Origin of the sequence: Stutzerimonas stutzeri (assembly GCF_038561965.1) — a bacterium.
Lineage (GTDB): Bacteria > Pseudomonadota > Gammaproteobacteria > Pseudomonadales > Pseudomonadaceae > Stutzerimonas > Stutzerimonas stutzeri_AA.
In genome coordinates this window covers 1,204,395-1,223,086 of record NZ_CP139348.1, presented here as the reverse complement: position 1 = coordinate 1,223,086, position 18,692 = coordinate 1,204,395, and the positions used below count along the sequence as shown (strand labels likewise).

Below are 18,692 nucleotides of genomic sequence, written 5' to 3'. Positions count from 1 at the left end.
AAAAGTGGCATGGCGACTGTAAGACACAGCCGTTAAGCTCCAGCTCTCATTCTAAAAAGAACAGATTCCATGCCTCAGCGTGTCGCCCTGTTTCCGGTCCTGCTGGCCGGTGCCGTTCTGTTATTGGTCGTCCATGGACTCGGCCGCTTCGTCTATACCCCGCTGCTGCCCTGGTTGGTGGAGGACGGCCTGCTTAGCGTGCAGCAAGGCGCCAGCATCGCCAGCTGGAACTACCTGGGCTACCTCATCGGCGCGTTGCTCGCGGTGCGCTGGCATCGCGTCGCGCAGATACGTCGCACGCTGCCCTGGGCGCTTGCGCTACACGTGCTGAGCAGCCTGTTGCAGACCCAGGCCGAATCCGCCGATACCCTCGCCGCACTGCGCCTGGCCAATGGCATCAGCAATGGCCTGGTGTTCGTCCAGGCGCCGTCGCTGATTCTCGAATGGCTGGCGCGCCAGCAGCGCGTTTCCTCCAGCGGCCTGGTCTATCTCGGTGTCTGCGTAGGCCTGATCATCTCCAGCTTGCTGGTGAGCCTGAGCGATGGTTTTCTGCTCGGTGCCGAACGCTGGTGGCCGGCGGCGCTGTTGTCGATACCGCTGGCCTGGTGGGGCTGGCGGCAGCTGTCGCGGCTGGACATGCCGCCCGAGGACGAAGCCCACCCGTCGGCGACGCCGCCCAGCGGCAAGCTGCTCGATCGCTCCAGTACCCCGTTGTTTCTCTCCTACGCCGGTGCCGGGATGGGCTACATCCTGCCGATGACCTTCCTGCCGATGGTCGCGCGCCTGCAGGTGGAGCCCGGCGATTTCCTGATCGGAGGCAGCTGGCTGGTAGTGGCGCTGGCGACCCTGCCGTCGCCCTGGCTGTGGAATCGTCTGGGGGTGCGCATGGGCGATGATATCGCCCTGCGCCTGAGCTATCTCACGCAGCTGCTTGGGGTGCTGGCTGCACTGCTGCTACCCGGCGCCGTTGGCATCCTGCTTTGCGCGGTACTGGTCGGCGGTACCTTTCTCGGCACCGTGCTGCTGACCCAGCGTTTGGCGCGGGCGCTGCATCCGCATCAGGGGCCGCGGCTGTCAGCGGCGTTGATCGCGCTATACGGCCTGACGCAACTGGCGGCACCCTGGCTGACAAGCATCTGGATGGGCATGGGCGGCAGTCTGCATAGCGCCTTCTGGCTCGGCGCTGGGGCCCTGCTCTGGGGCCTGCTGTGGATGCTGATGGTGCCGCGCCGCCGCTAGCATCGGGACGTTTGCGCGAGCGGCGGTTGTGGGACAATGCGCGCCCCTGCCGCCAACCTCCGCTGATCAAATGACGCGCAAAACCCCATCCCCTACTTCGCAGCCTGACCGTGCCGAACCCGGCAAGCCGGTACTGCATCGGCGCAACCGTCACAGCGGTCGCTACGACTTCCCGGCGCTGATCGCCGGCTGCCCGGAGTTGACCGAGCATGTCATCGTCAATCCGTATGGCAAACAGAGCATCGACTTCGCCGACCCGGATGCGGTCAGGGTGTTCAATCGCGCGCTACTCAGACAGTTCTACGGCATCAAGCATTGGGACATTCCGCCGGGCTACCTCTGCCCGCCGGTGCCCGGACGCGCCGATTACCTGCACGGCCTGGCCGACTTGCTCGGGCAGAACGACGACCAGGCCATACCCCGCGGCACCTCTGTGCGCGCACTGGACATCGGCAGCGGTGCCAACTGTATCTACCCGCTGATCGGCCATCGGGAGTACGGCTGGCACTTCACCGGCAGCGACATCGATGCCGTCGCGCTGGGCTCGGCCCGCGCCATCGTCTCGGCCAACGGCCTCGCCAAGGCCATCGAGCTGAGGCAGCAAACTGCACCGAAGCACATTTTCAACGGCGTGGTATTGCCGGGAGATCGCTTCGATCTGACGCTGTGCAATCCGCCGTTCCATGCGTCGCAGGCCGAGGCCAGCAGTGGCAGTCAGCGCAAGTGGCGCAATCTCGGCAAGCTCGATCCGAGCCGCAAACTGCCCGCGCTCAACTTCGGTGGCCAGGCGGCAGAGCTCTGGTGCGAAGGCGGCGAAGCGGCCTTCATCGCGCGTATGGCGGAAGAGAGTGCGTTATTCGCCAGGCAGGTCTATTGGTTCAGCACGCTGGTATCGAAGGGGAGCAACGTGGCGCCACTGGTGACACGGCTAAAACGCCTCGGTGCCCGTCAGGTGCATACCCTGGACATGGCCCAGGGGCAGAAGAAGAGCCGGTTTGTCGCCTGGACCTTTCTCAGCGAAACCGAGCAGGCGAGCTGGCGCGCCGAGCGCTGGCCGAAACGGTAAAACTCAGGCAGGTGCGGCGGAGGGGCTTAGATCGCAACGTCCCAGAGCTGCTTGTTCTTTAGCGCCATGGTCTGAATGTAGCGCGGCTCGCCGTTGATCTCTTCCAGCTCGGTCATCCCGGCCAGCTCACCGACGACGCGGTAACGCTTGCCGACTCGCTTGTCCTGCAACGGGTAAAGCTTGGCGATTTGCTGGGCGAGTTCGGTGAGGGTGGACATTGCTTCTTGCTCCATTGACTGCGTGCCGCAGGTATTTACCAACTGTTGATGACGGTTATGCGACAGCCGAGCCTTAGAGGGTGGTTCAAGACTGCCGCCTGATTGCGAGCTGCGCGCACAAAGGCCGATAGTTTGCGGCTAAGAACCGGCGATTTGTTCTTAACGTCTTCTACGCCGCTTCGCTTTTGGAGCGACGAATTCCGAATTGATTCCCTCACGTTCGTCGCCGCTCACTGCACTACGACGCCAGACGTCGAATTGGCATTCGCCGGCCACGACAACTTCGGCGAGGCTGGCGATCCAGTCTCAGGTCAGGACGGAGCCGTAAGGCAGCGGACGAGCAGGTTTCAGCAGGTTCCCAGGCCCATTTGTAGCAACGCCAGACCGCCCTGCTGCCAGCCCCACCAGGCGAGCGCCAGCAGGCCCAGCAGCAGCGCGCCGGCGATGCCAAGCCCGAGCAGCTTCATCAGTTGACCTGCGCTTCGCGCAGCCGCTCGACCGGCTGCTCACGAATCGGCCAATTGAGCACCGCCGCCATCAGGCTCAGCGCGATTGCGATCTGCCAGACCAAGTCATAGCTGCCGGTGCGGTCATACAGCCAGCCGCCCAGCCAGCCGCCGAAGAACGAGCCCAGCTGATGGAACAGAAAGGCGATACCGCCGAGCATCGACAGATTGCGTACGCCAAACATGGTCGCCACGGTGCCGTTGGTCAGCGGCACCGTAGACAGCCACAGCAAGCCCATGGCGATGCCGAAGGCATAGGCGCTCCAGACGGTCAACGGCGCCAACAGGAAGGCACTGATCACTACCCCGCGGATCAGATACAGGCCAGCCAGCAGCTTCGGTTTGGAGTAGCAGCTACCCAGCCAACCGGCGGTGTAGGTGCCGACCACATTGAACAGCCCGACCAGTGCCAGCACCGTGGTACCGACCTGAGCCGGCAGGTGCTGATCGACCAGATAGGCCGGCAGGTGCAGGCCGATGAAGACCACCTGAAAGCCACAGACGAAGAAGCCCAGCGCCAGCAACCGGAACCCGGAATGCCCGGCGGCCTCACGCAGCGCCTCGCCCAACGACTGCTGCGCACCGGGCGCCGCCGGGGCCTGCGCCGGACTACGCATCATCCCCGCAAGCGGCACGATCAGCGCCACCAGCATGCCCAGCGCCAGCAGCGCCGAGGACCAGCCCAGCCACTCAATCAGGCCGAGGCTGCCCGGCAGCATGATGAACTGGCCGAAGGAGCCGGCGGCGCTGGCGATGCCCATCGCCATGCTGCGTTTTTCCGGCGGCACCGCGCGGCCCACCGCTCCGAGGATCACCGAGAACGAGGTGCCCGACAGCCCCAGCCCGATCAGCAGCCCGGCACTCAGCGTCAGGGTTGTCGGCGAGTCGGACATCGCCATCAACGCCAGCCCGACCGCGTAAAGAACGCCACCTATCAACACGGCACGCGCCACACCGAAGCGGTCCGCCAGCGCACCGGTAACCGGCTGCATCAGGCCCCAGATCAGGTTCTGCATGGCAATGGCGAAGGCGAAGACCTCCCTGCCCCAGCCGAACTCGGCGCTCATCGGCGGCAGGAACAGGCCAAAGCCGTGGCGCACGCCCAGGGAAATCGCGAGGATCAGCGAGCCACCAGCGAGAATCCAGGCCGAGTTGCGCCATACAGCGGTCATGACGGTCGTTCCTTGAAGAAAAGGCGACCAGTTTACTCAGTTAAGCCTTTCTTTCGTCACCCCATGTGTCCGCCGAGCTACTCACCGGCAGAGCGCTATAGCGCCAGCAGGCCTACCGCCATCAGCAGCGGCGTCGCTACGCTGACTGCCGCATTCAACCCCAGCGCCGGCAGCAGGTGTTGTGCCTGCAACGGTTCACGCCGCAGCAGCCATGCCGCGCGCAGAGCGAGCGGCAGGCTCAGCAGTCCCAGAGCGGCGCCGGACAGACCGGGCTGCGTCAGCATGGCCAACAGCACCCCGTATGTCAGCAGCCACTGCACAAGCGCCACGTGCAAAGCCTTTTCGACGCCGATGTGCATGGGCAGGGTGCGCCGGCCAACGGCGCGATCGGCCTCGATGTCCGGAAACTGGCCGAGCAACAGCAGGTTGTTGCATAGCAACAGGGCCGGCAGGATCAACAGCAGATCCCCGGTGTTCGGTGGGCCGCCGAGAACGATGCGCGTACCCAGCACCATGAGCGCAAAACCCAGGCCTGGCGCGAACAGGCACAGCCAGGGATGGCGGGTCAGCCAGGGCGTGTAGACCACCACCAGCAGCAGGCCCGCCAGGCCAAGCGGTGCCAGGCTGAGCGTCAGTTGCGGCTGGCGTAGCAGGAAAAACAGGCCAATCAACGCGCAGCCCAGCAGGCTGCCGAGACCAAGCAGCAGGGTGCGGCCAAGCAAGTGCGGATGCGCCAGCAGGGTGCCGCTGCCGCCGCTGAATGCGGTACGACGGGTACGCAGGTCGAGGCCGCTGCGGTAATCGCTCCACTCGTTCAGCGCATTGACTGCGGCATGGGCAGCCAAGGCGCCAAGTAGCACCAGCACGGCATCTACGACGGGAACCGCATCCGATCGCCCGCGCGCGGCCAAGGCCAGCCCGAGCGCCACGCAGCTCAGCGTCAGCAGCAGGAAACGACCGCGCACCACTCCCAGCCAGTCCCAGGTTCCGCTCATCGTCCTACCCCCACATTCACCTTGCGTACGGCAGGCTAACGCCAACGCCACCCGTGGTCTTTGACCCAGATCCGCTCAATGCCGAGCAGGCACTGCTTGTGGCAACCCCAACGCAGTTCTCGCCTGCGGCGACGCTTCGGGACACAGGCCACGCGATGCCTGCTCTCGGGTAAACTGCCCCACCTGTTGCATTCCAGCCGTGAGATCGCCATGCCCATCCGCCACTGTATCGTCCACCTGATCGAGAAAAAGCCGGACGGCACCCCCGCCGTGCTCCATGCCCGTGACTCGGAGCTGGGCAACTCCCAGGCCATCGAGAACTTGCTGGCCGATCTCAACGAGAGCTACAACGCCAAGCAAGGCAAGGCCTGGGGCTTTTTCCACGACGAATCCGGCGCCTACCCGTTCAGCGGCTGGCTCACGCAGTACATGGAAGGTAATAACGACTTCACCGCGTTCAGCCGCCAGGCGGTCGAGCATCTGCAGAAGCTGATGGAAGAATCCAACCTCTCCACCGGCGGCCACGTGCTGTTCGCCCACTATCAGCAGGGCATGACTGATTACCTGGCCATTGCCCTGCTGCATCACAGCAACGGCGTTACCGTGACCGACTCGCTGGACGTGACCGAAGCCAGGCACCTCGACCTCGGCCAGCTGCATCTGGCGACGCGGATCAACATTTCCGAGTGGCAGAACAACAAGCAATCGAAGCAGTACATCTCCTTCATCAAGGGCAAGAACGGCAAGAAGGTGTCCGAGTACTTCCGCGACTTCATCGGCTGTCAGGAGGGCGTCGACGGCCCGGGCGAAACGCGCACCCTGCTCAAGGCGTTCAGCGATTACGTCGAAAGCGAGGACCTGCCGGAGGAGAAAGCGCGGGAGAAGACCAGCGCGCTGGTCGGCTACGCCAGCAGCCAGTCGAAGATCGGCGAACCCATGTCGCTGGAAGAGCTGTCCGGGGTGATCGACGAGGAGCGTCCGCGTGCCTTCTACGAGCACATCCGCAACAAGGACTATGGCCTGTCGCCGGAGATTCCTGCCGACAAACGCACGCTCAACCAGTTTCAGCGCTTCACCGGGCGGGCCGAAGGGCTGTCGATCAGCTTCGAGTCGCATCTGCTGGGCTCGAAGGTCGAATACGACGAGGCGCGCGACATGCTGATCATCCGCCAACTGCCGACCCAACTGAAGGACCAGCTCAAGCGGCGCAAGGACTGACCGCGCCATGCGCCTAGGAAACGCCGTTCTCGATGATTGCCTGTGCGACCCGGCAGCGCCGCTGGGGCGTGATCCGGCACGCTGTTTCGACCTGGACAAAGTACAGGCACAGGTGCAGCTGGCAAGCCTGAAAGATTGGCTGCGCGTGCAGCAGACCATGCTCTGGGCCAACCAGCGCGACGCGCTGCTTCTGGTGTTGCAAGGGCCGGATTGCTCCGGCAAGAACGGCGTAATCCGCCGCGTGCTCGCTGGTCTCGATCCGCTGGGTCTTGCGCCGCACAGCTTCCAGGCGCCGAGCGAGGAAGAACGTCACCACGATTTCCTCTGGCGCTACCGGACACGCCTGCCCGCGCCCGGCATGCTCGGCATATTCAATCGCAGCTACTACGAAACGCTGGTCAGCGATCTGCGCGATGGTCTGTGCACACCCGCTGACATCCCGCCGCGTCAGGCTGCGATCGAGGCTTTCGAACATCAGCTGCCAGCCAGCGGGATTCGCCCGCTCAAGTGCTATCTGCAACTGTCCGTCGATGAGCAGAAGAAACGCTTGCATCGGCGCCTGGAGCAGCCAGAAAAGCGCTGGAAGCTGACCCTCGGCGATCTGCACGACCACCGCCACTTCGCCGAGCAACAGGCGCAATGGGCGGAGGTGCTGTGCCATAGCCACAGCGATGCGGCGCCCTGGTACGTGATTCCTGCCGACCACCGCTGGCTGCGCGACCTGCTCGCCGCCAGCCTGCTCGCCCGCGAGTTCGAACGCCTGGCGCTCGAATGGCCGACGCGCCCGGCGCCGTTCAGCCATGCCGATCTGGACAGCACGCCGTGACGCGCATCGGCATGGTGCTGTTACTGCTTCTGCCTGCGCTGGCCCAGGCGCAGCAAGTTGACGCGGCGGCGAAGCTGTCGGTAGATGAAGTTCGCTTCACCGTGGCCAATGCCGAGTTCACCCTGATGCACGAGATGGGGCACCTGCTGATCAGCGAACTGCAGCTGCCGGTGTTGGGCCGTGAGGAAGACGCCGCCGACCAGCTCGGCTTCATGGGCCTGTTCCTGCTGCAGCAGGAACAGCACCGCGACGACTTCTACGCCAAGCTGATGGACGTCGCCGATTACTGGCGCTTGGAATGGCAGAGCGCGGAGCGCAACGGCGCACAGGTACCGGTCTGGGACAGCCATGCACTGGATGCCCAGCGCTTCTACAACATTGCCTGCCTGGCCTATGGCAGTGATCCGGACCGGTTGGACTGGGTGCTGGAGGTAAGCGGGTTGCCGGTGGAACGGGCGCTGTACTGTCCCGAGGAATATGCGCAGGCCGCCCACGCGGTGCAGTGGTTTCGCGAACATTTCGGCCGCAGCGACGAGCAACCGGCGCGGCATCGCATTCAGGTGATCTACGACACCCCACCCGGGCATCTGCCGGGCGGTGCCGAACTGCTGGAAAAGATTCGCGCCAGCGGCGAACTCGAAGCGGTCGCGGCCAAAGCCAGCGATGCCTTCGACCTGCCCCGCGACCTCACCCTGCGCATGAGCACCTGCGGCGCTCCGGACGCCTGGTTCAACCGCATCAGTGGTGAGCTGACGCTGTGCTACGAGCGCATCGCCTATTTCCGCGACCTGGCTGCGGAACTGCCGCGGCTGCGCAGTGCTGCAGCCGCGCCGCACTAGGCCTCAGCGCGCTTCGATCCGGTAGCCGATTCGCGGGAAGTGCACATGCACGACACCGGTGCGATCGTCGCTGCGGCGCACGATCAGCTCTTCCATGCCAGCGAAGACCAGCTCGCCCTCGACCGGATCGGCGCCGTAATCCACCGCCGCAATAGCGACCTGCTGGCCTTCGTGGAAGCCGTTGGGTTCAGAGAAAGCCTCATCCGGCAGCGCCGCAGGCTCAGCCTCGAGCGCCATGCGCAGCGCGTCTTCGGCGGACAGCTCGCTGCTTGAGCCATGTCCCACGCCGAGCACCTTGCCCAGCCAGGCACTGACATCCGGATAAGTATCCACCAGCGGCGCGGTAACCGGGGTAGCGCGCAGGAACCACAGGCAATGCGCGACGGAGAAGTCGGCGATCGACGGTGCCGCACCCAGCAGGAATTCGCCCTGCTCACGCGCCAGTTGCTGCTGCAGGCGCGTCATGAAGGTCGGCCAGTCGTTCTTTGCCTGCTCCAGCGAAACGCGACTCACCGAGCCGTTGGCGAAAAGCTGCGCACGATCCTTGCTGAAGGTCTGGACGAATTCCTTGGGCACCTGGGCGAAGCGCAACGCCATCGACTCAGGCTGGAACACCAGGCTCACCGCATTCAGGAACAGCACCGAATCGGCCCACTTGGCCAGTGTCGCGGCGGCAAACTCCTGGCCTTCGGGAAACAGCGCCGGCGTGGCCTTTTCAGCTTCGAGGCGACGCGCGATCAACGCAGTATCGCAATAGACATCGGCACCGACCTGCAGCACTGGCGTGCGCCGGTAGCCACCGGTCAGGGCGGTCAGATCGGGCTTGGGCATGACCGGGGGGATCATCACCGAGCGCCAGGACAACTGCTTGAACCCCAGCATCAGACGCGCCTTTTCGGCAAAGGGCGAGGTGGGATAGTGGTGCAGGATCAGCTCGTGCATGGCAGGCTCCGCCAGATGGATGGGTGAGATCGAGGACATCAGCTTAGACGCTCCGCCCGAGCGAGCCTACCGGCTGATTAACGCATCATTCACGCGACCGGAGCGGCGAGACTCACCAGGCGCTCCTTGGCGCGCTTGTCCAATCGCTTGATGGCAATCTCCCTCCGCAGCGCATCGCCCTTGCTGGCGCAGGCCTCGACATAAACCAGCGCCTGCGCCGGACTGGAATGGAAGAAGCGCGCGCCACGTCCACGCTGATGCTCGGCAAAGCGCCGTTGTGCGTCGTCGCTGATACCGCAATACAACGCACCGTTGGCGGCGCGGACCAGATAGACGAACCAGGGTTTTGGCATCACCTCGGTCATGGGAAAAAGAAAGCCTCGATGCAGCGGCGAGTCGGGCCGGCATTATGCCCAACTTGCGCGAGGCATCCAGTTGCCAGCGCTCTTGCGTCATCGTTTGCGCTGCCCACTTAGCAGAGTGCCAGTTAGCTGTCCAGATATGGTGGCGGTTCGCCTTTGCGTATACTGCGCCGATGTTTGCCCAAACCGTGTTCCGCAAGCGCTGCGCCATCTGGCTGTTGGCGACCGGACTCTTCCTGATGCTCAGCAGCTGCGCCGAAAAGCCCAGCGAGCTGGAGCGGATACGGGAGGAAGGCGTCCTGCGCGTGATCACCCGCAACAGCCCTTCCACCTACTTCCAGGACCGCAACGGCGAGGCCGGCTTCGAGTACGAGCTGGTCAAGCGATTCGCCAGCAATCTCGGCGTCGAACTGCAGATCGAAACCGCCGACAACATCGAAGAAATATTCAGCCGCCTGAACCGCCCCGGCGGCCCCGCGCTGGCCGCTGCCGGCCTGGTTGCCAGCGAAGGTCGGATGGAACTGGCGCGCTTCACCCGCTCCTATCTCGACGTCACCACGCAGGTGGTCTACCGCAGCGGCCAGCGCCGGCCGACCAATCCGCAGGACCTGATCGGCAAGCGCATCCTGGTACTCAAGGGCAGCAGCCAGGCGGAAAAGCTCGCCTCGCTGCAGGCCGAGTACCCGGAGCTGCGCTATGAGGAATCCGATGCGGTGGAAGTCGTCGACCTGCTGCGCATGGTCGATGAGGGGCAGATCGACCTGACCCTGGTGGAATCCAACGAGATGTCCATGAACCAGGTGTATTTCACCAATATCCGCGCCGGTTTCGATGTGGGCGAGCAGAACAGCCTGGCCTGGATCGTCGCCAAGGGTGAGGACGACAGCCTGCTCAAGGCCGCCGACTCCTTCCTCGAACAGGCCCAGCAGAACGGCACCCTGCAGCGGCTGCGCGAGCGCTACTACGGTCATGTAGACGTGCTCGGTTACGTCGGCGCCTACGCTTTCGCCAAACACCTGCAGCAACGACTGCCGCGATACGAAAAAGCCTTCCGCGAAACCGCCAAGCGACATGGCATCGACTGGCGTCTGCTGGCGGCGATCGGCTATCAGGAATCCCATTGGCAGCCCGAGGCCACCTCCAAGACCGGCGTGCGCGGTCTGATGATGCTGACCCTGCGCACCGCGAATGCAATGGGCGTGACCAACCGCCTCGACCCGGTGCAAAGCATCCAGGGCGGCGGCAAGTATCTGGTCAAGATCCATACGGGCCTGCCGGGCAGCATCGAAGAGCCGGACCGCACCTGGTTCGCCCTCGCCGCCTACAACGTCGGCGGTGGCCACTTGGAAGACGCCCGCAAGCTGGCCGAAGCCGAAGGGCTGGACCCCAACAAGTGGCTGGACGTGAAACAGATGCTGCCGCGCCTGTCGCAGAAACAGTGGTATAGCAAGACACGCTACGGCTATGCCCGCGGCGGCGAGCCGGTGCACTTCGTGGCCAACATCCGCCGCTACTACGACATCCTCACCTGGGTGACCCAGCCGCAGATGGAAGGCCAGCAGCTCGCCAAGAGTGACCTGCATATCCCCGGCATCTACGCCACCGACCTGATGGAAGAACTGCCGCCGCTCTGAGCGCTCGGCTACCGGCTCCGCCTCACGACGGGCCGGCCCCCACACGACGCAGCAGTGCCTTCTCGACTTCCAGAATCACCAGCACCGCCACACCGGCGAGCACCACCAGCACGCCGGTGGTCAGCGGTAGCGCCTCGGAGGCGAACAGCGATTGCATGAATGGCGCGTAGGTGAACAACAACTGCAGCGCGAACACGCCAAACACCGCCACCAGCACTCGCGGCGTGCCCTTCACGCCTTGCACGGTAAAGGAAGGCGCCTTCAGGTAACGCACGCTGAACAGATAGAACACCTCCATGCAGACCAGCGTATTCACCGCCACGGTGCGCGCTGCTTCTACCGTCTCGCCCTGAGAGAGCATCCACTGGTACATGCCGAAGATGCCGGCGAGAAACAGCGCCGAGACGAAGAAGATCCGCCAGATGACGAAGCGTGACAGCATCGGCTCGTCCGGTCGCCGTGGCGGACGCTGCATGACGTCCGCCTCGGTTGGCTCGAAGGCCAGCACCAATGCCAGCGCCACGGAGCTGACCATGTTGACCCAGAGCACCTGCACCGGCGTGATCGGCAAGGCGATGCCGAGCAGCACGGCAAGCAACAGCGACAGCGACTCACCGCCATTGATCGGCAGCAGGAAGGTCACCGTCTTGCGCAGGTTGTCGTAGACCGTACGCCCCTCTTCCACTGCATGGGCGATGGAGGCGAAGTTGTCATCGGCCAGCACGATGGCGCCAGCCTGTTTGGCCGCCTCGGTGCCCTTCATGCCCATGGCGACACCGACATCGGCCTGTTTCAATGCCGGCGCGTCGTTGACACCGTCACCGGTCATGGCGACCACCTCACCGTTGGCCTGTAGCGCGCGCACCAGACGCAGCTTGTGCTCCGGGCTCGCACGGGCGAACACGCGGGCTTCGGCGACCGCTTGGCGCATGGCCGTTTCGTCCATCTGCTCCAGCTCGGGCCCGGTGATCGCCTTGATGTCGTCGCCCATGCCCAGCTGCCTGGCGATGGCGCTGGCGGTCACGCCATGGTCACCGGTGATCATGACCACGCGGATGCCGGCAGCGCGGCATTGCGCGACGGCGGTTATCGCCTCGTCGCGCGGCGGATCGATGATGCCGACCAGACCGAGCAGCGTAAGGCCACTGGCGACATCGGCATGCTCGAGGCCCTGCTTGTCGGCGGCCAGCCTGCGCCTGGCCAGGGCCAGCACTCGCCGACCAGCGCGTGCCTGTGTTTCGATCTGCTCGTGCCAGTGTGCCTCTTCCAGCACCCGCTCCTCGCCATCGGCCTCAAGCTGGTAGGAACACATTGCCAGCACGCGCTCCGGTGCGCCCTTGAGCAGTACCTCGCGCGCGCCTTCGCAGGCATGCAATGTCGCCATGAAACGATGCTCGGACTCGAAGGGGATCACGTCCAGCCGCGGCCGATCGACCTGCAGCGCTGATGGCGACAACCCGGCCTTCATCGCCAGGGTCAGCAACGCGCCCTCGGTGGGATCCCCGGCCAGCACCCATGCCTGATCTTTCTCATGCAGGCTGGCGTCATTGCACAGCGCCGCTGCTTCCACCAGTGCGCGAGCAGCCGGCGAGCGTGCCTGAAGCATGGCCGGTTCGACTGCCGCGCCGTCGAACGACAACGTACCTTGCGGGGCGTAGCCGGCGCCTTCGACTTCCAATGACTGGCCGGCGCAAACCACCTGCTGCACGGTCATCTCATTGCGGGTCAGCGTGCCGGTCTTGTCCGAACAAATCACCGTCACCGAGCCCAGGGTTTCCACCGCCGGCAGACGGCGAATCACCGCGTTGCGCGTCGCCATGCGTTGTACGCCGATGGCCAGGGTGATGGTCATGATCGCCGGCAGCCCCTCCGGAATAGCCGCCACCGAGAGCCCCACCGCTGCCATGAACATCTCGCCGGCGCCCACGCCGCGCACCAGCGTGCCGAAGAGAAACAGCAGCGCGCCGGTCGCCAGGATGACCATGGTCAGGATGCGACCGAACTCTTCCATCTTGCGCAGCAGCGGCGTGGTGCCCTGCTCCACCGATTCCAGCATGCGACCGATGCGGCCGATCTCGGTAGCCGCGCCAGTGGCGACCACCACCGCACGCGCCTGGCCCTGGGTCACCAGCGTGCCGGCATAGCCCATGCAGAGGCGATCACCGATTGAGGCAGCATCGTCCACGGCGCCGACCTGCTTGTCGACGGGGACCGATTCACCGGTCAGCGCCGCCTCGTCGACGCGCAGGTTGCGCGCCTGCAGCAAACGCACATCGGCCGGCAGGCTATCGCCCGAAGCCAGCAGCACCACATCACCAGGCACCAACTCGGCGGCATCGATGTCCTGCTGGCGACCATCACGCAGCACCACCGCATGCGGCGCCAGCAAGTGGCGGATAGCCTGCAGGGCCTTCTCCGCCTTGCCTTCCTGGACGAAGCCGATCACCACGTTGAGCACCACCACCGCCAGGATGACGAAGGTATCGACCCAGTGGCTCATCAATGCAGTCACCAGCGCAGCGGCGATCAGCACATAGAGCAGCACGTTGTTTACATGGCGCAGCAGGCGCTGCCAGATGCTTGCCTGCTTGGCCTCGTCGAGCCGATTGGGGCCATACTCGAGCAGCCGCTGCTGGGCCTGCTCGTGAGTCAGGCCGGCGCTCGAAGACTCCAGCGCAAGCAATGCCTCATCGGTCTGGCACGCGTGCCAGCGGTTCGATTGGGTTTGCTGTTCGAGCATTGGATCCCCCTGATCATTGATTCGGTGCTACCAGCCGCACCGGCAGAGCTAGCCCATAAGAGCCGAAATAGAGCCTTCTATGCCATCGTAGGGAAACGGCTTGCAACACTCATGCAGCGGTCAAATGCCGCACGCCGCCGAGGCGACCCGCAAAGTCCACTGCCGCGCTATTCTTGCCCGTCAGTCATGATCTACCGAGGACGCACCCATGCAAAAAACCGTACTCATCATCGGCGCTTCCCGCGGCCTGGGCCTCGGCCTGGCCAAGCAGTTTTCCAGCGCAGGCTGGCAGGTGATCGCCACGGTGCGCAACCCGCAGCATGCAGAAACGCTTCGCCAGATACCGCAACTACGCGTCGAGACGCTGGATATGGACGATGCGGGCAGCGTAGACCAGCTGGCCACACGCCTGGCCGGCACCCGGCTCGACGTGTTGTACGTCAACGCCGGCGTTGCCGGGCCACAGGACAAACCGGCCACGCAAGCCACTCAAGCGGAAGTTGGCCAGCTGTTCTTCACCAATGCGGTCGCACCAGTGCGCCTGGCCGAGCGGCTGCTGCCGCTGGTGGATGCCGAACGGGGCGTGGTGGTGTTCATGAGTTCGATTCTCGGCAGCGTCGAGACCGGCCCGGGCATGGGCATGGACCTGTATGGCGCGAGCAAGGCCGCGCTGAATCACATGACCCGCACCTTCGTCGCCGGGCTCGGCGAGACCAAGCTGACCGTGCTGTCGATGCATCCCGGCTGGGTAAAAACCGACATGGGCGGCGACCAGGCGCCGTTGGATGTCGAGACCAGTACCCGGGGTATGGTCGAGCAGGTTACCCGTGCCATCGGGCAGGGTGGGCATCGGTATTTGGATTTCCAAGGTGATCCGTTGCCCTGGTGAGGGATGCGAGAATCGCCGTAGGAGAAGCTTGGCCGCGAAAAGACAACCTCGCTGCCAGATCCATTCGCGGTCAAGCCGCGCCCGCTAATGAGGTCGAGCCAAACCCTCTGTGACAAACCCATTGCAACCCTTTATCTTTCCCTCTCGGCAGAGGCATCCACGCCTCCGCCCCCTGGATCAGCAGACAGGGCATAACTGAGCTGGCTACTCTGAACTCAACCATTCAGGAGAAAGCCAGCCATGGCTGCTCATCGCATCTGGATCAAGAATCCCCTCGCCCTGTTCACGGCCAACGACCACCGTGCCCCTGGCGGGCTAGTGATCGAAGACGGTGTCATCACCGAAATGCTTGCTGCTGGCGCATCGCCCGCGCAGCCTGTCGACGAAACCTTCGACGCCCGTGAACATGTGGTACTGCCGGGGCTGGTCAACACCCATCACCACTTCTATCAAACGCTCACCCGCGCCTGGGGACCGGTGGTCAACGAGCCGTTGTTCAACTGGCTACTGACCCTTTATCCGGTCTGGGCGCGGCTGACACCACAGGCACTGCAGCTGGCAAGCAAGGTGGCGCTGGCCGAGCTGCTGCTGTCCGGCTGCACCACGGCGGCGGATCACCATTACCTGTTCCCCGGTGGTCTGGAAGAAGCGATTGATATCCAGATCGAGGTCGTGCGCGAGCTAGGTATGCGCGCCATGCTCACCCGCGGTTCGATGAACCTGTCCAAGGAGAACGGCGGCCTGCCCTGCAAGAGCGTGGTGCAGGACGCCGAGACGATTCTTGCCGATAGCGAGCGGCTGATCGAGCGCTACCACGAGCGCGGCGATGGCGCGCAGATCCAGATCGCCCTGGCGCCGTGCTCGCCGTTCTCGGTCACCACGGACATCATGCGTGCCTGTGCGGAGATAGCCGAAGCGCGCGACGTACGCCTGCATACGCATCTGGCCGAGACACTGGACGAGCAGGAGTTCTGCGCGAAGCGCTTCGGCATGCGCACCGTGGACTACCTGCAGAGCGTCGGCTGGCTCGGCCCACGCACCTGGCTGGCCCATGGCATCCATTTCAACCAGGTGGAAATTCACCGCCTGGGTGCAGCCGGTGTGGGCATCTGCCATTGCCCAAGCTCCAACATGCGCCTGGCCTCCGGCATCTGCCACACCCTCGAACTCGAGGAAAAAGGCGCCACTATCGGCCTGGGGGTCGACGGCTCCGCCTCAAACGATGCCTCCAATATGATGCTCGAAGCGCGCCAGGCATTGTTTATCCAGCGCCTGCGCTACGGCGCCGAGAAGATCACCCCGCAGAAGGTGCTCGGCTGGGCGACCCGGGGGTCGGCGCACCTGCTCGGGCGTAACGACATCGGCGAGCTGGCAGTGGGCAAGCAGGCGGACCTGGCAATGTTCAAGCTCGACGAACTGCGCTTTTCCGGCAGTCACGACCCCATTGCTGCGTTACTGCTGTGCGCCGCCGATCGTGCTGACCGGGTGATGATCGGCGGCAAATGGCGTGTCGTCGACGGTCAGATCGAAGGCCTCGACGTGCAGGGGCTGATTGCCGATCACCAACAAGCGGCGCGACAGCTGGTCAACGGCTGATCGCTACGCACAACGCTTGCACCAAAGCTGGGCGCCATGGATTACTGGCGCACCAGCGCAAGCCTCTACCAGCCGCAATCGGCGAAGCTCAGGCGCCGCATGCCGGCGTCACGCAGGTATCTGTCCAGTTGGTCAGCTTTTTGCTAACCAGCTATCAGCCAACACAGGCTCTGTAGCTAGACAAACAGGAGCGTCACCCGCCATGCAGAACAACCCACGGAAAACCCTGCTGCGCACTCTCGCCGCAGCGATCGGCTTCAGTGCCGCCCTCACCACCGCTGCCGCTTCGGCCGCCGATCCGCTGAAGGTCGGCTTCGTCTACATCGGCCCGATCGGTGACCACGGCTGGACCTACCAGCACGAGCAGGGCCGCAAGTACATGGAAGAAAAACTCGGCGACAAGGTGAAGACCAGCTTCGTCGAGAACGTGCCAGAAGGCGCCGATGCCGAGCGGGTGATCCGCAACATGGCCAAGAGCGATTACGACCTGATTTTCACCACCTCCTTCGGTTACATGAACCCGACGTTGAAGGTCGCCAAGCAATTCCCCAAGGTCACCTTCGAACACGCTACCGGCTACAAGCAGGCGAAGAACGTCGGCACCTATCTGACCCGCTCCTATGAAGGCCGCTACGTCGGCGGCTTCCTTGCGGCGAAGATGACCAAGAGCAAAAAGGTCGGCTACATCGCCTCCTTCCCGATTCCGGAAGTGATCCGCGACATCAACGCCATCCAGCTGGCGCTGGACAAATACAATCCCGGCACCGAGATCAAGGTGGTGTGGGTCAACACCTGGTTCGATCCGGGCAAGGAAGCCGATGCCGCCAACGCACTGATCGATCAGGGCGTTGACGTAGTCTTCCAGCACACCGACAGCCCGGCGCCGATCCAGGCCGCCGAGCGCCGTGGCGCCTATTCCGTCGGCTATGCCTCTGACATGCAGCACTTCGGGCCCAAGGCCGTACTGACCTCCATCGTCAACGACTGGGGTCCGCATTACGCCAAATCCGCCGAAGCAGTAATGGCCGGCAACTGGAAGTCCGAGGATTTCTGGGGCGGCCTGGCCGAAGACAGCATCAGCCTGCCAATCAGCGACCTGGTACCTGCCGACGTGAAAGCCGAAGCCGAAGCAATCATCGCCAGCATCAAGAGCGGGGAATTCCATCCGTTCACCGGCCCGATCAAGGACCAGGCTGGCGAAGTCCGCATCGCCGAAGGCGAGACCGCCAGCATCAAGGACCTCGCCTCGATGAACTACTACGTCGAAGGCCTCAAGGCCGAAATGCCGAAGTAAGCGTTACCTGCGCTGGCCTGATGCCGGCGCATTGCGGAATCTGCGTGCTGTCCCGCCACCAGGCGAACCGCACGCAGGGGGCATAGCCCTCGAAAGCCGCCGGTACGAGAAGACCGGCGGCGCCGTACCGGAGTCAGCCATGAATGCACTGCCCATCATCGATATTTCCCCGCTCTATAACACCGACGAAGCCGGCCACCTGGCGGTTGCCAAGGCAATCGACCGCGCCTGCCGCGAGTGGGGCTTCTTTTATATAAAGGGCCATCCGATCAGCACCGAGCGCATCGCTACGTTGACCGAACACGCCCAGCGCTTCTTTGCCTTACCCGCCGACGAAAAGCTGAAGATCGATATCACCCAGAGCAGCCATCACCGCGGCTACGGTGCTGTCGCCACCGAGCAGCTGGACCCGAGCCAGCCGTGCGACCTGAAGGAAACCTTCGACATGGGTTTCCACATGAGTGCCGACCACCCGGACGTACTGGCCGAAAAACCGCTGCGTGGGCCCAACCGTCATCCGCTTCAGCTCGAAAGCTGGACCGACCTGATGGAGGGCCACTACCGCGACATGCAGGACCTGGCCTGCACCCTGCTGCGTGCCATCACCCTGGCGCTGGGCATCGAGCGGGACTTTTTCGACAAGCGCTTCGTCGAGCCCATCAGCGTGTTCCGCATGATCCACTACCCGCCCCGGCAGACGGCCACCAGCGCCGAGCAGCAGGGGGCCGGCGCGCACACCGACTACGGCTGCGTCACTCTGCTCTATCAGGATCAGGCCGGCGGTCTGCAGGTGCAGAACGTCAAGGGCGAGTGGATCGACGCGCCGCCCATCGAAGGCACCTACGTGGTCAACATCGGCGACATGATGGCGCGCTGGAGCAACGACCGTTACAAGTCGACGCCGCATCGCGTGGTCAGCCCGCTGGGCCTGGACCGCTATTCCATGCCCTTCTTCGCCGAGCCGCACCCGGACACCGAAATCAGCTGCCTGCCCGGCTGCTACAGCGATGACAACCCACCGAAATATCCCAGCACCACTTGCAGCCGGTACATGCTCTCGCGCTTTGCCGAGACCTACGCCTACCGACGGCAGGGCGAGGCCGAATCGGCCTGAGCGGACTTTAATTGCAGTAGGAAAACCCGGGCGATGGCCATC

General features: G+C 64.1%; 16 protein-coding genes. 10 read left to right on the top strand and 6 right to left on the bottom strand.

The window, feature by feature from the left end; translation table 11 throughout:
* Positions 1 to 69 precede the first annotated feature (69 nt).
* Both SM130_RS05450 and rlmF read left to right on the top strand, forming a co-directional pair.
* Positions 70 to 1,239: a YbfB/YjiJ family MFS transporter gene (locus SM130_RS05450; RefSeq protein WP_102823131.1), complete on the top strand. Its 1,170-nt coding sequence runs from the start codon at positions 70 to 72 to the stop codon at positions 1,237 to 1,239.
* Positions 1,240 to 1,309: 70 nt separating this feature from the next.
* Entirely contained in the window at positions 1,310 to 2,305 is a 996-nt protein-coding gene (gene rlmF, locus SM130_RS05445) for a 23S rRNA (adenine(1618)-N(6))-methyltransferase RlmF (protein WP_102823130.1), read from the top strand.
* Between the two features lie 26 nt (positions 2,306 to 2,331).
* Here rlmF and SM130_RS05440 read toward each other — a convergent pair whose 3' ends face one another.
* The 3 genes from SM130_RS05440 to SM130_RS05430 form a co-directional block, all read right to left on the bottom strand.
* The gene (locus SM130_RS05440; RefSeq protein WP_102823129.1) at positions 2,332 to 2,523 is read right to left on the bottom strand and encodes a hypothetical protein; all 192 of its coding nucleotides are present in this window, start codon (positions 2,521 to 2,523) and stop codon (positions 2,332 to 2,334) included.
* Between the two features lie 466 nt (positions 2,524 to 2,989).
* Positions 2,990 to 4,201, bottom strand: a complete 1,212-nt coding sequence (locus tag SM130_RS05435) for an MFS transporter (protein ID WP_102823128.1) — start codon at positions 4,199 to 4,201, stop codon at positions 2,990 to 2,992.
* Between the two features lie 95 nt (positions 4,202 to 4,296).
* On the bottom strand, positions 4,297 to 5,196 hold the full coding sequence (locus SM130_RS05430) for a UbiA family prenyltransferase (RefSeq protein ID WP_102823127.1): 900 nt from the start codon (positions 5,194 to 5,196) through the stop codon (positions 4,297 to 4,299).
* Positions 5,197 to 5,406: 210 nt separating this feature from the next.
* On the opposite strand from SM130_RS05430, the gene yejK reads away from it, so the two are divergent.
* From yejK to SM130_RS05415, 3 genes are read left to right on the top strand one after another with little or no spacing between them, the layout of a single operon-like run.
* Positions 5,407 to 6,414, top strand: a complete 1,008-nt coding sequence (yejK, locus tag SM130_RS05425) for a nucleoid-associated protein YejK (protein WP_102823126.1) — start codon at positions 5,407 to 5,409, stop codon at positions 6,412 to 6,414.
* 7 nt (positions 6,415 to 6,421) lie between these two features.
* Positions 6,422 to 7,240 (top strand): hypothetical protein, encoded by an 819-nt coding sequence (locus tag SM130_RS05420; protein ID WP_102823125.1) that lies wholly within the window; start codon positions 6,422 to 6,424, stop codon positions 7,238 to 7,240.
* Positions 7,241 to 7,251: 11 nt separating this feature from the next.
* On the top strand, positions 7,252 to 8,079 hold the full coding sequence (locus SM130_RS05415) for a DUF4344 domain-containing metallopeptidase (protein ID WP_102823851.1): 828 nt from the start codon (positions 7,252 to 7,254) through the stop codon (positions 8,077 to 8,079).
* A gap of 3 nt (positions 8,080 to 8,082) precedes the next feature.
* Here SM130_RS05415 and SM130_RS05410 read toward each other — a convergent pair whose 3' ends face one another.
* Positions 8,083 to 9,021, bottom strand: a complete 939-nt coding sequence (locus tag SM130_RS05410; RefSeq protein WP_102823124.1) for a glutathione S-transferase family protein — start codon at positions 9,019 to 9,021, stop codon at positions 8,083 to 8,085.
* A gap of 89 nt (positions 9,022 to 9,110) precedes the next feature.
* The gene (locus SM130_RS05405; protein ID WP_102823123.1) at positions 9,111 to 9,386 is read right to left on the bottom strand and encodes a GIY-YIG nuclease family protein; all 276 of its coding nucleotides are present in this window, start codon (positions 9,384 to 9,386) and stop codon (positions 9,111 to 9,113) included.
* A 170-nt stretch (positions 9,387 to 9,556) separates the two neighbouring features.
* Here SM130_RS05405 and mltF point away from each other — a divergent pair, with 170 nt between their 5' ends.
* Entirely contained in the window at positions 9,557 to 11,017 is a 1,461-nt protein-coding gene (mltF, locus tag SM130_RS05400) for a membrane-bound lytic murein transglycosylase MltF (protein WP_102823122.1), read from the top strand.
* 22 nt (positions 11,018 to 11,039) lie between these two features.
* Here mltF and SM130_RS05395 read toward each other — a convergent pair whose 3' ends face one another.
* Entirely contained in the window at positions 11,040 to 13,757 is a 2,718-nt protein-coding gene (locus SM130_RS05395) for a cation-transporting P-type ATPase (protein ID WP_102823121.1), read from the bottom strand.
* 208 nt (positions 13,758 to 13,965) lie between these two features.
* On the opposite strand from SM130_RS05395, the gene SM130_RS05390 reads away from it, so the two are divergent.
* From SM130_RS05390 to SM130_RS05375, 4 genes are all read left to right on the top strand, one after another.
* A complete protein-coding gene (locus tag SM130_RS05390) occupies positions 13,966 to 14,646 on the top strand; it encodes an SDR family oxidoreductase (protein WP_102823120.1) in 681 nt (226 codons plus the stop codon).
* A 240-nt stretch (positions 14,647 to 14,886) separates the two neighbouring features.
* Positions 14,887 to 16,242 carry an 8-oxoguanine deaminase gene (locus tag SM130_RS05385; RefSeq protein WP_102823119.1) on the top strand — a complete coding sequence of 452 codons (1,356 nt, stop codon included), beginning with the start codon at positions 14,887 to 14,889 and terminating at the stop codon, positions 16,240 to 16,242.
* Between the two features lie 202 nt (positions 16,243 to 16,444).
* Positions 16,445 to 17,536: a BMP family ABC transporter substrate-binding protein gene (locus SM130_RS05380; RefSeq protein WP_102823118.1), complete on the top strand. Its 1,092-nt coding sequence runs from the start codon at positions 16,445 to 16,447 to the stop codon at positions 17,534 to 17,536.
* Between the two features lie 139 nt (positions 17,537 to 17,675).
* Positions 17,676 to 18,650, top strand: coding sequence for a 2-oxoglutarate and iron-dependent oxygenase domain-containing protein (locus tag SM130_RS05375; RefSeq protein WP_102823117.1), 975 nt, complete (start codon positions 17,676 to 17,678; stop codon positions 18,648 to 18,650).
* Positions 18,651 to 18,692 lie beyond the last annotated feature (42 nt).

What these genes read in the sequence shown, in the direction of transcription:
- SM130_RS05450 (WP_102823131.1), top strand. Translation starts at nt 70, where the DNA reads ATGCCTCAGCGTGTCGCCCTGTTTCCGGTCCTGCTGGCCGGTGCCGTT.
- rlmF (WP_102823130.1), top strand. Translation starts at nt 1,310, where the DNA reads ATGACGCGCAAAACCCCATCCCCTACTTCGCAGCCTGACCGTGCCGAA.
- SM130_RS05440 (WP_102823129.1), bottom strand. Translation starts at nt 2,523, where the DNA reads ATGTCCACCCTCACCGAACTCGCCCAGCAAATCGCCAAGCTTTACCCG.
- SM130_RS05435 (WP_102823128.1), bottom strand. Translation starts at nt 4,201, where the DNA reads ATGACCGCTGTATGGCGCAACTCGGCCTGGATTCTCGCTGGTGGCTCG.
- SM130_RS05430 (WP_102823127.1), bottom strand. Translation starts at nt 5,196, where the DNA reads ATGAGCGGAACCTGGGACTGGCTGGGAGTGGTGCGCGGTCGTTTCCTG.
- yejK (WP_102823126.1), top strand. Translation starts at nt 5,407, where the DNA reads ATGCCCATCCGCCACTGTATCGTCCACCTGATCGAGAAAAAGCCGGAC.
- SM130_RS05420 (WP_102823125.1), top strand. Translation starts at nt 6,422, where the DNA reads ATGCGCCTAGGAAACGCCGTTCTCGATGATTGCCTGTGCGACCCGGCA.
- SM130_RS05415 (WP_102823851.1), top strand. Translation starts at nt 7,252, where the DNA reads ATGGTGCTGTTACTGCTTCTGCCTGCGCTGGCCCAGGCGCAGCAAGTT.
- SM130_RS05410 (WP_102823124.1), bottom strand. Translation starts at nt 9,021, where the DNA reads ATGCACGAGCTGATCCTGCACCACTATCCCACCTCGCCCTTTGCCGAA.
- SM130_RS05405 (WP_102823123.1), bottom strand. Translation starts at nt 9,386, where the DNA reads ATGACCGAGGTGATGCCAAAACCCTGGTTCGTCTATCTGGTCCGCGCC.
- mltF (WP_102823122.1), top strand. Translation starts at nt 9,557, where the DNA reads ATGTTTGCCCAAACCGTGTTCCGCAAGCGCTGCGCCATCTGGCTGTTG.
- SM130_RS05395 (WP_102823121.1), bottom strand. Translation starts at nt 13,757, where the DNA reads ATGCTCGAACAGCAAACCCAATCGAACCGCTGGCACGCGTGCCAGACC.
- SM130_RS05390 (WP_102823120.1), top strand. Translation starts at nt 13,966, where the DNA reads ATGCAAAAAACCGTACTCATCATCGGCGCTTCCCGCGGCCTGGGCCTC.
- SM130_RS05385 (WP_102823119.1), top strand. Translation starts at nt 14,887, where the DNA reads ATGGCTGCTCATCGCATCTGGATCAAGAATCCCCTCGCCCTGTTCACG.
- SM130_RS05380 (WP_102823118.1), top strand. Translation starts at nt 16,445, where the DNA reads ATGCAGAACAACCCACGGAAAACCCTGCTGCGCACTCTCGCCGCAGCG.
- SM130_RS05375 (WP_102823117.1), top strand. Translation starts at nt 17,676, where the DNA reads ATGAATGCACTGCCCATCATCGATATTTCCCCGCTCTATAACACCGAC.